The organism is Plesiocystis pacifica SIR-1 (assembly GCF_000170895.1).
GTDB classification, from domain to species: domain Bacteria; phylum Myxococcota_A; class Polyangia; order Nannocystales; family Nannocystaceae; genus Plesiocystis; species Plesiocystis pacifica.
In genome coordinates, this window is record NZ_ABCS01000004.1 from 36427 (window position 1) to 51967 (window position 15541).

Sequence of the window (15541 nt, forward strand, 5' to 3'; positions counted from 1 at the left end):
GAGTCCTCGCCGTGTCTGCGTCGCTCGGTTGCGGCCCGGGGGGCGGCGGGGTCGATGGCGACGACGAGGCGGGGGACGAGGTCGGCGAAGACGGCGGGCCGCCGTGCTCCGACGAAGAGCTCGAGGCCAAGGGCTGGACCTCGACGCGCACGGCCTACCCCGACATGCGCGTGCTGTGGTCCGACGGCGTGCAGACCCTGGCCTACGGCGAGGGCAGCATGCTCGTCGACGACGGGCAGAGCCTGCGCTTCGTCCATGGCCTCGAAGACCTCAACGGCTGGCTGCTCGAGGCGCGCAGTGTCGACGACGCGTGGCTCGCCGGCTCCGGTGGTTTGCGGCACTGGGACGGCGAGAGCCTGAGCCTGAGCCTGAGCGTCACCCCGGGCCAGATCGTGCTGCCCGATCAGCCCGGCACCGGCCCGGGCCCGTGGGCGATCGCCGACAGCTACGTGTTCGAGTACGACGGCGACTCCTGGATTCAGCACGGCGCGGTCCCCAGCGAGGTCGCCGAGGCCAACGCCCTGGCCGTGGGCCCCGACGGCGAGCTGTGGGCGGCGGGTCTCGACGGCGCGGTCGCTCACCTGCCCAGCGCCGACGGGGAGTGGGCGGTCGAGCTCCTCGACGTCGACGGCCTCGAGCCCGACGAGCTGTGGCTCGACGACGAGGGCGCGCTGTGGCTGGTCGGGGCCCAGGCGAACATGGTGTTCGCGCGCCGCGACGCTGGCGGGACCTGGACCGTCGCGCCCGCGGGCGCCTCGGCCTACCGCGCGCACATCTCCCCAGCGAGCGAGGGCATCGCGGTCTACGCCCAGGGCGACTACGGGGAAGCGTCGCTCTACACGTGGACCGGCGGCGCCGAGCTCCCGACCCTGCGGGCGACCGGCGAGGAGCTGGGCTACGCGCGCACCGAGGGCGGCGACGGCCCGGCTGGCGCCCTGATGATGCTCGCGGGCGGCCCGGAGCTGTTCGTCGTCGACCTCGAGGCCGCCGACCCCGTGACTGTTGAGGTCCGCGCGGCCTTCGAGTCCGCGTTCCCGAGCCGCGGCCAGGCGGCGGGGGTCGACGCGGCCTTCGAGGTCGTCGGCGATCGGGTGCTTCGCTGGGAGCTCGACGCGCCCGTTCCCGACATCGCGGGCTTCGTGCCCGAGGGCGCGTCCACGGGTCGCTGGGTCGAGAGCTTCGTGGCGCCCGCCATCGACGGAGGCGAGCCCGAGGTCGTCGACCTCTTCCCCGAGGGCGCGGACCAGGGCTGGGTGCTGATCGGCTCCGACAGCGACACGGGCGTCGTCGAGCTGTGGCGCTGGCAGGGCGGCGCCCTCGACAAGGCCAGCTGGCAGCCCGACGGCAACCCCTCGCAGCTGCGCGGGAGCGGGCCCGAGGACGTGTGGGCCTTCGAGAGCGACGCGGGCGTGGCTCGGGCGTGGCGCTACGACGGGCAGAGCTGGACCGAGGTCCTCGGCGCCGACGAGGGGGTGCCCGCGGTCGCGGGCTCGATCCACGACGGCTCGGCCACGCACATCATCGGGACGGACGGCCTCGTGCGGCGCTGGCAGGGGGCGGAGTGGACGACCCTCGGTGAGCCCTTGCTCGGCGACGTGGAGGACATGAGCGTGGTCGCCTTCGTCCAAGCAGGCGACGAGGCCGTGGCCCGGGTCAGCTACCCCGAGGGCTGGGACTTCCCGGAGATCGTCTACGAGACCCACCGCTTCGACGGAGCGAACTGGACCTCGATCACCGACGACATCCCGGACTTCGACCCGCTGGCCGGAGACGGGCAGGGCTACGCTTGGGGCGTCGTCCAGTCCCAAGAACCCGGCGAGCCGCACCAGCTCCACCGCCACGGTCCAGAGGGGGCGGCGAGCGAGGGCTGGGGGACGGAGCCCGCGGTGCTCGACGCTTCTTGGATCCACCAGATCATCCCCGCCGAGGACGGCGTGGTTGTCCATGGGCGCTACTGGACCCACACCTACCGCCGCGCCTGCGCGCAGTAGCGCGACGAGGCGCAGGCGACCGGCCAAAAAATCTGCCCAAAAAATCCGCCGAGATGTCCAAGACCGCCCGGGTCACGCGTCAAGGGTCGTGCCTTCGAATTCCGGCACGAAAGGACCCATCACCATGCCCAAGTTCCTGTGTCTCCAGCGCAAGCTCCCGTCCCCCGACAGCGCCAACTCGGCCAAGCCGTCCCCGGCGCAGATGGCCGACATGTACGCCCAATTCAACGCCTGGCGGGAGCGCCACGCCGCGAGCCTCGTCGACCTCGGGGGCAAGCTCGGCTCTGGCAAGGTCGTCTCGGCCGAGAGCGCTGACGGCCCCTTCGTGGAGGTCAAGGAGCTCGTCGGCGGCTACATGATCGTCGAGGCCGAGGACCTCGAGGCGGCGGCGACGATCGCCGGCGCGTGCCCAGGCCTGGTGCGCCCGGGCTCTGGCGTCGAGGTCATCGAGATCCACGTCCCGGGCGCGTGAGCAGCGTCAGCCCAACCTTCTTTCGCCGCGAGTACGCCAGGCTCGTGGCCGGACTGAGCCGCCGCTTTGGGGTCGAGGTCCTCGAGCTGGCGGAGGACGCGGCCTCGACCGCGCTGCTCCGGGCGGTCGAGACCTGGCCGCGCAGCGGCGAGCCGCGCAACCCCTCGGCGTGGCTGTGGACGGTCGCCCACAACGCGCTGACGGGGGAGCTGCGGACCCGGGGGAATCGGGCCCGGCTGCTGGCGAGCCAGGCTGGGACGGAGCCCTCTTTGGAGCCGTCACCCCGGGTGCGGCTCGGCTCGGAGATCGACGACGATCAGCTGCGCATGCTCTTTGTCTGCTGCGACCCTGCGCTGGCCATCGAGGCCCAGCTGGCCCTCGCCCTCAAGACGCTGTGTGGCCTGAGCGTCGCCGAGATCGCGCAGCGGACCTTTAGCGGCGAGGCGGCCGTCTACAAGCGGCTGGCGCGGGCCCGGAAGCAGCTGAACGCGCAGGGGCGCGAGCGCATCTTCGAGGCCGGGCTCGAGAGCTTGCGCCGTCGCAGGCCGGCCGTGCAGGCGACCCTCTACCTGCTGTTCACCGAGGGGCACCTCTCGACCCATCCCGAGCTCGCCATCCGCCGCGAGCTGTGCTCCGAGGCCATCCGCTTGGGGGTGATGCTGGCGCGCCACGAGGTCGGCGATCCTGCCTCGTCGGCGCTCGTGGCTCTGATGTTTCTGCACCGCGCTCGACTGTCGGCGCGCACCGGGGAGGGCGGCGGCCTGTTGCTCTTGTCCGAGCAGGATCGGAGCGCCTGGAACCCAGACGACATCGCAGAGGGGATGTGTTGGCTGGCCGCGTCGGCGTCTGGCGATGCGCTCACGCGCTACCACCTCGAGGCCGGGATCGCGGCCGAGCACGCGATGGCGCCGTCCTTCGAGGCGACCGACTGGGAGCGCATCGCCACGCTCTACGAGCAGCTCGAGGTGGTGTCGCGCTCGCCCTTGCATCGCTTGAACCGGGCCCTCGCGCTCGCCCAGTGGCGCGGGGCCGAGGCGGGGCTGGAGCTCGTGCGGGACCGGGCTCCGCCGACCTGGCTGGAGGGCTCGGTGCTGTGGTCGGCGACGCTGGCGGATCTGTGTCGCCGCGCGGGGGAGGCCAACGAGGCCGCGCGGTGGCGGGCGGCCGCGTTGGCGAGCGCGCCGAGTGAGGCGGTTCGGGAGCTCTTGCTCCGGCGCCTGGTAAAGTGAAAGCCTAGCTGTGAGGGCTGTTGAGCTTGGGCTGTGACGGGAGTTTGTGGATCCAGGTCTCGCCAGATCATCTGCTCGGTGTTTGCCCCAGCGACCGCTTCGGCGCGAGCTTGATGCCTGCCCGTGCCTTTCCTTCTCGACCCTGGACGTTCTGATGAAGCTCAACCCAAGCCTGCTCGCCGCGATGTTGGTCGTTCTCGCCCGCAGTCCCCCGGGTATCCCAGACGAAGGCCTCGACACCCAAGTCGAGAGCCCCGGCGCTGATGCTGGGGCCGAGCATTCGATGGACGACCCCTGGCACTGCGGCGAGGAGGACCTCAAGTGTATCGGGCCCCTGGGCATTGGTGAGTGCGTCGACGGCGAGTGCCAAGGGAGATTGACCTTCTGCCATCTGGCCGCGGGGACCTGCGCGGAGATTTGTGCCAACGATGGCGGCGTGTGTGCGCCGCTCGACTGCGAAGGAGCGACCGCTTTTGCCTGGGACTACGCCCTGCAGGAAGAAGCCGACGCGCTGTGCGATGCCGCGATCAAGGACGCGGCCACTCCGCTGGAGATCGGCTGCGACGACGAGCTGAACACCTTCGGCAAGACCGTCAATTGCTGCTGCCAATGGTGACGAGCGGGCCCCATCGACCCCTAAAATACCCCGCCCACGTGGACGCCACCGATCAACTGGTGGACCCGAGCCTGGCGAATGTCCAGGCCGCCCTCGCAGATCGTGTCGTTGCCGGTGCGTTCGCAGATCTGCCGGTGGAGGTTGAAGATCACGTCCGCCTTGGCGCCCAGGAATACGTGCCGGCTGACGAAGATGTCCAGAGACAGGCCGGGGCGCAGGGCGAAGCCCTGGGAGTAGTGGCGGGTGTCGCCCTCGCTGCGCACGAAGGTCTGGCGCGACCAGCCCGGGGCGAGCTCGAAGCCGATGTCGAAGCGCCACAGCGACCAGTAGCCCCGGAGCACGCCGAAGATCCCTTGCTGGTAGGCGTTGCTGAACTCGGGCTGGTCGTCCTCGAGGGACCAGGTGGGGTTGAACCAGCCGACCTGGTAGCCCGCGCCGATGAAGAAGCCGGGGTGGGCCCGGTAGCCGATGTCGAAGGCCATGCCGACCGAGGGGGCGGTCTTGCCCAGGGAGTCGTCCTTGCAATCTCCGGGGCCGGGGAGGCACGCGGAGGCGCCGGCGAGGACCTCGGCCTGGCCGCCGCGGCGCTTGGGCTTGCTGCGCTTTTTGCCTGCGTGGGCGGTCGCTGGGAGCAGCAAGCATGCCATGGCCGCACCCGCTGCGAGGGGGGCGAGGCGCGAGGCGGGACGAGGGGCTGAAGGGGGCAGAGGGCGCACGGCGGACCGCATGACGATCCAATGGACTGGCTCCACCGTCGAGCCTTCATTTCAAATTGGTGGGAGGTGGGTGAGAGCGCGGTTTTTGGCCCTGACTGCCGGCGCCGTGTTGACCGGCCTCGCGACCCGTGCCATCAACTCTCCGATGGAGCTCGCTCGCCACGGATCAACGTTCCGAGCGCTATTCGAGCGGGCTCGGCTCCTGGTCGTGGCCGCCGCGGTGGTCGGCTGCACGGGCAAGGGGGAGGCGCCCGCGCCGGACCAGCCCGTGCGTGATCCGGGGGAGGCAGCGATCCGCGTCGACACCTCCCAGGCGAGGGTCGGTCGGCTCGAGCGTGAGGTCACGGCGACCGGGATCACGAGCCCCTGGCAGGAGACCAACCTGCGCGCCGAGGCGGGCGGGAGGGTGCTGTCCGTGTCCGTAGACAACGGCGACGTGGTCGAGGTCGGGGACGCGCTGTTGAAGATCGATGGCTCGCGCCAGCGCCTGGCGGTGTCCGGGGCCTCGGCCCAGGTCGACGCCCTCGAGCGGGACGTCGAACTCGCCCGCAGCGACGCGGAGCGCAAGCGCGCCCTGGCCCAAAAGGGCAGCCTGCCCGCGGCGCAGCTCGAGGCCGCGGACAACCGCCTCGAGCGGGCCGAGGCCGCGCTCGCGGGGGCCAAGGCCAACCTCGGCTCGGCCCGACGCTCGACCCGAGACACGCGCATCACCGCTCCCATCGCTGGCATCGTCGCGCGCCGGGTCGTCGACCAGGGCGACGTCATCGGCCCGGGCACGCCGCTCCTCGACGTCGTCGATCTGTCGAAGGTCCGCGTGCAGGTCGGCCTGGCGGGCAGCGAGATCGGGCGCCTGGATCAGGAGGCCGAGGCCCAGGCGCGCATCGAAGACCTGGGCGGAGAGGCCGTCGCGGCCCGCTTCGCCGCGCTGGCTCCGTCCGCCGATCCGATGACCGGCCTGTTCACGGTCGAGTACCACGTCGACAACGCCGACGCGCGCATCCGCGGCGGCATGGTGGCGACGGTCGAGCTGCCCCTGCGCAAGGCTCGGGAGCAGGTCCTGGTGCCGCGCTCGTCGCTGACGCGGCGGGGAGGTCAGCTCGCCGTGTTCGTGTTCGAGGGCGGGGACGAGTCGACGCCGGGCGGCGAGGCACAGCTCGACCGCGGCGTCGCGCGCCTCGTCCCCGTGCGCGTGGGGGCCTACGGCGACGCGGTCGTCGAGATCCTCGGCGGCCTCGAAGGAGGCGAGCGCGTCGTCACCTCTGCGCTCCATGCCCTCGCCGACGGCGTGATCGTCGAGTCTGGCGACCCCAAAGCAGCGGCGCCCATGCCCCTCGCCAACGCTCCCGGGCAGACTCCCGACCCGGCCCCAGCCCCTACCCCATGATCCGCTTCTTCCTCGATCGCCCGACGCTGGTCCACGTGATCACCATCGCGGTGCTCGCGATCGGCCTGCTGATCATCGGTCGCAGCCAGCGCGAGGGCTTCCCGGCCGTGACCATCAACGAGGTGATCGTCACGACCTTCCTGCCGGGCGCGTCGCCGGCCGACGTCGAGGCCAAGCTCACCCAGCCCCTCGAGGAGCAGATCAGCAAGGTCGACGGCGTCGACGAGTACACCTCGGTGTCGAGCGAGGGGGTCTCGCGCATCGTCGTCAGCCTCTACGAGGACCTCGACGCCAGCGAGGTGCAGGAGGTCGAGCGCGAGCTGCAAAAGGCCGTCGACGCCATCCCCGACCTGCCGCCGGACCTCGAGATCCCGCCGGTGCTCTCGCGCTTCAACCCGGCCAAGCGCGCCGTGCTCGAGGTCGCGGTCAGCGGCCCGGACGCGGCGCTGCGCGAGGCCCTCGACACGCTCACGCCGCGCATCGAGGCCATCCCGGGGATCGGCTCCGTCGAGGAGATCGGCATGGGCGACCCGGAGATCGAGGTGCTCCTCGACCCCGTCCGCGCCCGGGCCCAGCAGGTCACCCTCGACGAGGTCATGGCCGCGCTCCAGCGCCGCAACCTGGCGAGCACCGGGGGCAAGCTGACCGCCTACCCGGTCCAGCGCCAGGTCGTGCTGTCGGGCGAGTACCGCGACGCGGGCGAGGTCGGCGACACGATCCTGCGCTTTCAGGACCGCAGCACCCTCGCTCCTGGCGCGCCCCCGGGCACCGGCGGAGCGCTGCGGATCCGCGACGTCGCCGAGGTCCGGGTGACCCGCGAGGACATCGGCATGCGCGTCCACGCCGAGGGGGAGCGCAGCGCCAACCTCATCATCCGCAAGCGCGAGAGCGCCGACATCCTCGACACCGTCGACGCGGTCTACGCCGTGCTCGAGCAGACCGCGCTGCCCGAGTCGGTCACCGTCCGCACCTACAACGACGCTTCGCGGCTGACCCGCAACCGCCTCGACGTGGTCATCACCAACGGCGTGGGCGGCGTGGTCCTGGTCCTGGCGGTGCTCTTGCTGTTCCTGAGCGGGCGGGTGGCCTTTTGGGTCGCCTTCGGCCTGCCCTTCGCCCTGCTCGGTGTGGCCGCGTTCTTGCCGGCGATCGGCATCTCGATCAACATGATCTCGCTGGCGGGCTTCGTGCTCGTGATCGGCATCGTCGTCGACGACGCGATCATCATCGCCGAGCGCATCGCCTTCCACCTCGAGGCCGGCGTCGACCCCCACGAGGCCGCGGTGCTCGGCACCCGGGAGATGGCCATCCCGGTGATCGGCTCCTCGCTGACGACCATCCTGGCCTTCTCGCCCCTGTTCCTGCTCGGCGGCATCCCGGGCAAGTTCTCCTGGGCGATCCCGGCGATCGTCATCCTGACCCTGATCGTCTCGCTGTTCGAGTGCTTCTTCATCCTGCCCAGCCACATCGTGGGGCATGGCGAGAAGCCCAAGAAGCCCCGGCCCAAGGCGCGCTTCGTCGTCGCCCTCGAGCAGGCCTACGCCGGGGTGCTCGAGCGGGTCCTGCCCCGGGGCGGGGTGATCGCCCTGGCCTTCGTGGGCCTGTTCATCGGCACCGTCTACTACATGGCCACGTCCATGCCGGTGGCGCTGTTCCCCCAGGACGACTCGGACGCCTTCTACATCAAGATCCGCGCGCCCCTGGGCACGCCCATCGAGCGCACCGAGGCGCTGGTCCGCAACCTCGAGCAGCAGCTGCCGCAGATCATCGGCGAGGACCTCGAGGGCATGACCGCGCGGGTCGGCCATCAAGAGACCCGACTGATCGCCCGGGCCGTGGGCTCGGCCGACCACGAGGCCCACATCAGCGTCTACCTGGAGAACGAGCGCGGCTACTCGGCCCAGGCCTGGATCGCCCGGGTCAAGCAGGAGCTGCACGTCCCCGAGGAGCTCGAGCTGGTCTACGAGGCCAAGGTCATCGGGCCGCCGCTGGGCAGGCCGGTGCAGATCCACGTGTCGAGCAACGACGACGCCGAGCGGCGCCGGGTCGCGCTGGAGGTCCAAAACTACCTCGAGGGCGGACGCGGGATCATCGACCTCGAGAGCGACCAGCGCCCGGGCATCCGGCAGATCGACCTGCGCCTCGATCACCAGCGCATGGCCCTCGAGCAGGTCGGCGTCGACACGGTCTCGCGCACGGTCAAGGCGGCCTTCTTCGGCCTCCCGGTCACCGAGCTCCAGAACCTCGACGAGAACGTGGACATCCGCGTGCGCTTTTCGGCCGACGCGCGGGCGGACCTCGACATGCTCCTGGCCACGCCCGTGCGCGGGGCCGACGGGCGCCTCCACGCCCTGCGCAAGTTCGTCGAGCCCGTCGAGGTCGACGCCCTCGCGGCCTACCACCACCGCGACGGCGTGCGGACCACGACCATCGTCGGCAGCATCGAGCCGAGCTCGGGGGAGACCTCGAAGTCCATCGCGGCGACGGTCGGGGCCGAGCTGATCCCGCTCTACGAGGGCGGCGAGCGCTCGAGCCCGAGCCTGCGCGTCTATGTGGGCGGCGAGGCGACCAAGACCGACGAGACCCTCGGCGAGATGCCCATGGTCCTGGGCCTGGCGCTGATCGGCATCGTCATGGTCGTGATGCTGCTGACCGGCTCCCTGACCCAGGCCCTGTTCGTGGTCTCGGCCGTGCCCCTGGGCCTCATCGGCGTGGTCTGGGCCTACGCCACCCACGGCATCCCCATCTCCTTGTTCGCGCTGCTCGGCGTCACCGGGCTCTCGGGCGTGGTCGTCAACGACTCCATCGTGATGGTCACCTCCCTCAACCGCACGGGGCTGGGCGAGGGCGAGGTCGGGGAGTTGATCCGCGAGGTCGCGCAGATCGCCTCGGAGCGCCTGCGGCCCGTGCTCTTGACCACGCTGACGACCGTCGCCGGGGTCATGCCCACGGCCTACGGCCTGGGGGGGCGGGACGCCCTGCTCTCGCCGATGTCCCTGGCGCTGGGCTACGGGCTGATCTTCGCGACCTCGATCACCTTGGTGCTGGTGCCCTCGCTCTACGTGATCCGGCGCAAGGGCGAACGCAGGCGCGCGGCCAGGCGGGCGCGCCGAAATGGCGACGCTTGAGCGCTCGGCCCCGCAGGATGTTCGTGCGTGGATTCAGGAATCGCAATTGCGGGTCCGAGGTGGTGTTGGCAAGATCGAAGGGTGGGATCGAGATATTCGAAGAGGGGGTTGTCGCCAGCGGTGGCGGTGCTTGGACTCATGACCATGGGTACGTCCGCGTGGGCGGCCCCAGAGCCCAGCGGTGGCGCCGACTCGAACGCGGAGGCGAGTGACCCTGCGACGGTGAACTCGGAGCCGACTGAGACTCTGGATTCACCGTCTCGGGAGGTCCTGGAGGAGCAAAAGAAGACCCTCGTCGCCGAGGGCGAGGCCGAGGCTGCCAAGGCGGAGGCCGAGGCGGCGAAGGAGCGGGCCGACGACGCGGAGGCGGAGGCCAAGCAGGCCAAGCAGGCGCTCGAGTCGGCCAGGGCGGGCAAGCTGATTCGCTACGGTGTGACCGGAGGGACGGCGCTGACGACCTACTTCCCCTTGCACATGGAGCAGGGCGACGAGGGGCCTCGCTTTTACTCGACGCCAGGGGTCGGGGCGATGCCCTACATCATGTTCAACCCGGCGTACTGGACCGAGAAGCCGCAGGTCAACATCTACTGCGCGAACAAGTACGCCGGACCCTCGTCCATCGCCGCGGCTCAGATCGCCGCCGACGAGTCGGCCAAGGCGCGAGCCAAGCGTCGCATGGTCCGGCTGCTGGAGGTGGTCGTGGCCGATCCGGGGTGGAGCCCGCCGACGTCGCTGAACATTCGGGCGGATCGCCAGACCTTGCAGAAGATCGAGAAGCTCTACGACGAGTTGCTGGCGATCTCGAACGCGGTCGAGGGTACGCGGCCAAAGCGGGTCAGAGCGGCGAAGCAGGCCGAGCAGGACGCAGCGGACAAGGCGACGCTGGCAACGAAGGCAGCGGCAGCGAAGGACGCGGCGGACGAGCTGGCGGAGGACGCGAGCGCGGCCCTGCAGGCGGCGGACGCAGCGGGCAAGCCGGCCGCGGAGAAGAAGGCAGCGGAGGCGAAGCGGACAGCGGAGCGGGCGGCCGCGACGGCGAAGACGGCGAAGGAGGAGGCGGAGAAGGCCGCCAAGGCTGCGGAGGTGGCCAAGGTCGCAGCTGAGGTGACTGTGTGGGGAGAGGACCCGCCAGCGGATTGCGAGTGCGAAGACCCTTGGAAGAAAGCGGCGAAGCTGCTCGCGGAAATCGACGAGAAGCTCGAGGCCAAGCGCAACGGGGTGCTCAGGCACGGGGACGGCAGGAGGATGCGCGGACCGTCCCCGAAGGATCGCAAGCTCCTGATCAGTGACCCGCTTGCGAGCGCGCTCGGGCGGCTGCGGACGGAGAGCACGGTCGAAGCCATGCTCGTGCGCGCGGGGGGGCTGCTCAGCCCCTCGCCAAACACCTACGACGAGCTCGATGGCCTCACCCTCGATCAGCTCGAGACGGCCAAGCGCATCGCCGCGGCCAAGGCCAAGGGCGAGTCCAAGGTCGAGCTCGAGGTGGACGGTGAGCCGATCAGCTACGCCATCGACGACGCCGAGGAGATGCTGGCGGGGAGCATGCAGTCGACGGTGGTGGGCTGGTACGAAGACCTCCCGGCGAACTGTATGAGCCGGACCTTCGGGATGTGGGTGGGCTATCCGCTCACCTTCAAGTCGACGCTGCCCGTCGAGAGCAGCCCGGGCGATCTCGAGCGCACCCGCCTCGGGGTCACCGGGGTGACCGCGCTCGGGCTGGGCATCACGCCCAACGCCTACGTGTCGATCTTGCTGGGGGTCGGCTTTGGCCTGGCCAACGTCTCGGGCGACAATGACGACGAGCTCGTGGTGAGCTTCGTGCTGGGTCTGGGCGGAAACCTCGACCTCTTGACCTTGATTCGCGGGTAGGACGACATGAAGCGACTTTCAATGAGTGTGTTGCTCGCGCTGCTCTCGGGGTGCGCCGTCGTGGACGGAGATGGGAACGAGAGCGGCTCGACGGAGACGGCCGGAACGGAGACGGAGACCGAGGGGACGACGGAGACCGAGGGGACGACGGAGACTGAGGGGACGACGGAGACCGAGGGGACGACGGACACGGCCGGAACGGAGACCGAAGGGACGACGGAGACTGAAGGGTCGACGGACACGACGGAGACCGAGGGGACGACGGAGACGACAGACACTGGCGGGACGACGGAGACGGGGTAGCCGAGCCGCCCGCGAGCGGTCGTTTGTCGGAAGGTGCCGTCTCGAGCACCTCTGCCCTTGCATTGAGGGCGAGCGGGGCTCGACAATGCCGCCGTGCTCCGCTCTCGCTCCATCCCGACCGCACTGCTCGCACTCTCGCTGCTCGCCGCTTGTGACAAGGGCGAGGCCGAGACCAAGGACGCCGAGGCGAAGACCGACGCCGCGAAGACCGACGCGGCCAAGGCCGAGACCAAAGACGGGGAGGGCAGCGCGGCCAAAAAGGGCGGCGACGCCAAGGCGGCCGCGCTCCACCCCGACGACCAGGAGCTCGCCGACCGGCGCAGCAAGGATCAGCTCGAGCACGATCCGGCGGCGGTCAAGAAGACCCACGACGAGATGGTCGCGCTGCTGGCCGAGGCTCGGAAGCTCGGGGAGGCGGGGGACACCGAGGCGGCCGTGGCCAAGTACGAGGCGCTGCTGAAGCTCGACCCCCACTACCGCCCGGCGCTCATCGAGGCCGGCGAGCTCGAGGCCAAGGCCGGGGACTGGGTCGCGGCCGTGCACCACACCAAGCTCGCGGCCAAGCTGACGGCTGACGACGACGCCATGAAGGTCACCCTCCTCGACCGCGTGGGCCAGTACGCCGAGAAGGAGGGCAAGAACAACGACGCGGCCCACTACTACCGCGAGGCCCTCGCGCTGAAGCCGGACGAGGGCCTGCGCGCCGAGATCCAGGGCCGCCTCGACGCCCTCGGCGACGTCGCGCCCGAGCTCGACCCGCCCGACGGCCCGCCCGGGAGCGTCGACAGCCTGCACCTGATCAGCCTGCTGTCCGGCACCGCCGAGGACGTGTGCGCCCAGTACCCCAAGGACGGGCTGTGCGTCCCCGAGGAGTGCAACTTCATCGCCCCCGGGGACGGGAGCTGGGGCGTGTTCGAGGTCGGCGACGGCTCGACCAACTGCTACCACCCGGCCGTGCGCACCGGCGAGTCCGACTGGCACGTCTACGCCTCGGCGCTGATGGACGCCCGCGGCGAGGAGGTCCACCAGAGCGTCGATCGCCTCGAGCTCAAGGTCGTCGAGGCCGAGGGCGGCCCCTTCCTGGTCATCGGCTACGCCGAGCACCTCTACGAGCGGCTGTGGGACGACGAGCTCGGCGACGAGCCCATCGAGGAGGACGTGATCGACGCCGAGGGCGTGATCGTCTGCCAGCGCGTGGGCGACAAGACCCGCTGCACCGACCCGATCATCACCAACTTGAACTTCGAGATCGGCACCCAGACCGGGAAGTTCTCGGCAGAGCTCGGCTACGGGCCGGACCAGATCGTGATGTCCAAGGTGGTCAAGGAGGGCAAGGCCGACGCGGCGGTGCGGACCTACTTCTACGGCGTGCTCTTCGACGAGGGGCCGCACAGCCTGCCCAAGGCCATCTGACGGGCGCCTCGCCCGTTCTCGTCCGTCGCGGCTTCACGGAGCAAGCGGCAGTGTCCGGACAGACAGTCTCGGGACACGAGCGCGCACGTGTCGGGGTGCCAGGCAGCGAGGTCGCCCGGACCAAACGCACGTCCCTACGCGAACGTAGGGCTCGACCCGTGTGCACGTGGTGTCCAGGTAGGATTGTTCGTGTTGTCGAGCGCACGATTTGGTGAGTGCTACTTGCGACGCGACCGCCCATGCTCGACCTGTAAGCTCGCCGTAGCGATGATCAAGTCGAGTCGCATGGGTCGAACGCGGTGATGCGAGTGCACCAAGTGAACGTGCTTTAAATCTCGGAAATGCTAATAGTCAGCTTCGGTGTGATGGGTTAGTTCGGTCGAGAACTCATTGGGTTGGCGTTCCCTCATGGGGAATGGTGTGTCAAAAGTTTCGGTCGAGGTGTCGTCAATGCATAGATATGAACACGACAAAATTATCCCTCCTTCCCTGTGCCATCTTGCTGGCCTCGTCTTTCTCCAGCGGGTGTGTGCCCGATGAGGCCGCCGAAGCCGGCGAGTCAGACAGCGTCGGAGACACCGAGAGTACGAGCGAGTCGGACAGCGACGGGGGCGCCAGCATGGAAAGCAGCGGCAGCGACGGCAGCGACGGCAGCGACGGCAGCGACGGCAGTGACGGCAGTGATGGCAGTGATGGCGACGATGACAGCACCGATGGTGGCACTGGGGGGGAGCCAGGGGATCCCCTGGTTTCAGAGGACTTCACTGTCTCCGAGCTGCACTTGTTGCAAGAGCGCGCCGCCGGATCCGCGACCTTCAACTTCGTGAGCCTGGGCGACGTGACCCCGAACTCGCCGGGGGAGTGGGAGCGGATCCTCGGGTCGGCGGCCGCCTTCGAGGCGTCCATGGAGAGCTTCGTGGAGATGCCGGTCCTCGACGCCTGGGATGATCTGGTGACCCCCGACCACTACAACTATTGGAACGGGCCGATCGCGGGCTGGCGCACCGTGTCGCAGGACCCCCCATACTGGGACGGCACGGGCGCGATCCCGACCTGGGCCCCGGCGACGAAGAAGAGCACGGGGAACGGCTTCGTGCCCTGCACCCCCGACGACAACTACTGGACCTGCCAGGACGCCTTCAAGTACGGCGACGACCTGCTGTCGGCGGCCCTCGTCGCGGCCGTCGAGGAGGACGAAGCCCTGATGGACGACGTGCGCCGCGTGCTGCTGCGCCAGACGGACGTCGCCCGGGCCCCGGGCGTCGACTTCTCGAACCGAGACCGGTGGGGGATCGGGCACCAGGGGCAGGGGCTCGGCGGCGGCCAGCAGGTGTCCAGCACCAACCCCTTCTTCTTCACCTCGCTGTGGGTCGTCAAGATCGCCAAGGCCTACGACTACACGCGCCGCCGCGCGGTCGAGGGGCAAGTGATCGACAACCCGGTGTACACGGCGGACGAGCGCGCGCAGATCGAGGCCTGGTTGTTCGAGGCGGGGCTGTACTTCCGCGACGCGATCGAGCAGCTGCTGCTCGAGGAGGTCTCGATCTTCGACAGCGTCGACGCGCGCGTGGCCGGGACGCCGAACGCGAACATCGACAACCCCCCCTACGACGACTTCAGCTTGTGGGACGGCGGACCGACCGCGACCTACGGGCAGCTCCTCTACCAAAACCGCATCACGGACTCGGCGATGTCGGTGTGCGTGATCGGCTGGATGCTCGAGGACGAGCTGCTGATCCGGGACTGCAAGCTGTTCTTCGAGGAGGTCATTCGCTACAACATCCGCCCCGACGGCAGCCTGGGCGACTACTACCGGGGGGGCAACAACGGCGAGACGGGGCAGCACTACGTGACCGGTCAGCTCGGCCACCTCGTGGAGATCGCCGATCTGTTCGCTCGTCACGGCGATCCTTCGCTCTACGAGTACTCGACCTCCGAGGGCTCCAACCATCCGCAGCTGCCCGAGTCGAGCACCGTCGGGGGTCCCAAGAGCTTGCTCACCGCGCTGTTGATCTCGGCCAAGCTCAACCGGCCCCAGGGCTACGAGGGGCGCCACAAGCAAGGGCAGCTGATCAACGGTGACACGGGCGGCCCCGGCCGGCGCTACCTCCAGCACTTCCTGACCTGGGCGCGGGCGAACACCTACTACCGCAACGCCGAGCTCGCGGCGCTCCTCGACGGAGACGCGGACATGGGCTTTCGTGCCTTGCAGCCGCCGCTCGAGGTGTTCAACAACGGCTACGTCGTGGACACGACGCGGGGCACCTTCGCGGCCAGCCCCGGCGAGCTGTTCCTCCACGGGAAGAAGGCGGACTGCGAGGTCGACCTGTTCCCCTACCCGGGGCTGAACGCGCCGCCCTGTCTGTAGGCGTCGCCGCCTCGACAACGCGTCGTGGTTGAGCCGCCTTCGCTGGGCGGGG

11 protein-coding genes are annotated in these 15541 nt (G+C 69.8%); 10 read left to right on the plus strand and 1 reads right to left on the minus strand.

Annotation, left to right across the window (positions count from 1 at the left end; genetic code table 11):
* Nucleotides 1–11: 11 nt before the first annotated feature.
* From PPSIR1_RS03115 to PPSIR1_RS03130, 4 genes are all read left to right on the plus strand, one after another.
* The gene (locus PPSIR1_RS03115; protein ID WP_006969525.1) at nucleotides 12–1991 is read left to right on the plus strand and encodes an NHL repeat-containing protein; all 1980 of its coding nucleotides are present in this window, start codon (nucleotides 12–14) and stop codon (nucleotides 1989–1991) included.
* Nucleotides 1992–2115: 124 nt separating this feature from the next.
* On the plus strand, nucleotides 2116–2463 hold the full coding sequence (locus PPSIR1_RS03120; protein ID WP_006969526.1) for a YciI family protein: 348 nt from the start codon (nucleotides 2116–2118) through the stop codon (nucleotides 2461–2463).
* Nucleotides 2460–3692 (plus strand): RNA polymerase sigma factor, encoded by a 1233-nt coding sequence (locus PPSIR1_RS03125; protein ID WP_006969527.1) that lies wholly within the window; start codon nucleotides 2460–2462, stop codon nucleotides 3690–3692. The genes PPSIR1_RS03120 and PPSIR1_RS03125 overlap by 4 nt, the downstream gene beginning before the upstream one ends.
* A gap of 154 nt (nucleotides 3693–3846) precedes the next feature.
* The gene (locus tag PPSIR1_RS03130; protein WP_006969528.1) at nucleotides 3847–4308 is read left to right on the plus strand and encodes a hypothetical protein; all 462 of its coding nucleotides are present in this window, start codon (nucleotides 3847–3849) and stop codon (nucleotides 4306–4308) included.
* Between the two features lie 20 nt (nucleotides 4309–4328).
* Here the strand turns inward: PPSIR1_RS03130 and PPSIR1_RS03135 are convergent, their stop codons facing one another.
* Nucleotides 4329–4955 carry a hypothetical protein gene (locus tag PPSIR1_RS03135; protein WP_157595155.1) on the minus strand — a complete coding sequence of 209 codons (627 nt, stop codon included), beginning with the start codon at nucleotides 4953–4955 and terminating at the stop codon, nucleotides 4329–4331.
* Between the two features lie 277 nt (nucleotides 4956–5232).
* Between PPSIR1_RS03135 and PPSIR1_RS03140 the strand changes: the two genes are divergently transcribed.
* From PPSIR1_RS03140 to PPSIR1_RS41695, 6 genes are all read left to right on the plus strand, one after another.
* On the plus strand, nucleotides 5233–6408 hold the full coding sequence (locus tag PPSIR1_RS03140; RefSeq protein ID WP_006969530.1) for an efflux RND transporter periplasmic adaptor subunit: 1176 nt from the start codon (nucleotides 5233–5235) through the stop codon (nucleotides 6406–6408).
* A complete protein-coding gene (locus tag PPSIR1_RS03145; RefSeq protein ID WP_006969531.1) occupies nucleotides 6405–9536 on the plus strand; it encodes an efflux RND transporter permease subunit in 3132 nt (1043 codons plus the stop codon). Before PPSIR1_RS03140 ends, PPSIR1_RS03145 begins: the two co-directional genes overlap by 4 nt.
* A 222-nt stretch (nucleotides 9537–9758) precedes the next feature.
* Complete coding sequence (locus PPSIR1_RS41690; protein ID WP_006969532.1) at nucleotides 9759–11405, plus strand: hypothetical protein; 1647 nt, start codon at nucleotides 9759–9761, stop codon at nucleotides 11403–11405.
* Between the two features lie 21 nt (nucleotides 11406–11426).
* Entirely contained in the window at nucleotides 11427–11708 is a 282-nt protein-coding gene (locus tag PPSIR1_RS03160) for a hypothetical protein (RefSeq protein WP_006969533.1), read from the plus strand.
* A 93-nt stretch (nucleotides 11709–11801) separates the two neighbouring features.
* The gene (locus PPSIR1_RS03165; protein ID WP_006969534.1) at nucleotides 11802–13121 is read left to right on the plus strand and encodes a tetratricopeptide repeat protein; all 1320 of its coding nucleotides are present in this window, start codon (nucleotides 11802–11804) and stop codon (nucleotides 13119–13121) included.
* 529 nt (nucleotides 13122–13650) lie between these two features.
* Nucleotides 13651–15489, plus strand: a complete 1839-nt coding sequence (locus tag PPSIR1_RS41695) for an alginate lyase family protein (protein ID WP_006969535.1) — start codon at nucleotides 13651–13653, stop codon at nucleotides 15487–15489.
* The last annotated feature ends 52 nt before the right edge of the window (nucleotides 15490–15541 follow it).

Excerpts from the sequence above, each read along its gene's own strand:
- PPSIR1_RS03160 (WP_006969533.1), top strand. The coding sequence starts at position 11,427 with ATGAGTGTGTTGCTCGCGCTGCTCTCGGGGTGCGCCGTCGTGGACGGA.
- PPSIR1_RS03135 (WP_157595155.1), bottom strand. The coding sequence starts at position 4,955 with ATGGCATGCTTGCTGCTCCCAGCGACCGCCCACGCAGGCAAAAAGCGC.
- PPSIR1_RS03145 (WP_006969531.1), top strand. The coding sequence starts at position 6,405 with ATGATCCGCTTCTTCCTCGATCGCCCGACGCTGGTCCACGTGATCACC.
- PPSIR1_RS03120 (WP_006969526.1), top strand. The coding sequence starts at position 2,116 with ATGCCCAAGTTCCTGTGTCTCCAGCGCAAGCTCCCGTCCCCCGACAGC.
- PPSIR1_RS03130 (WP_006969528.1), top strand. The coding sequence starts at position 3,847 with ATGAAGCTCAACCCAAGCCTGCTCGCCGCGATGTTGGTCGTTCTCGCC.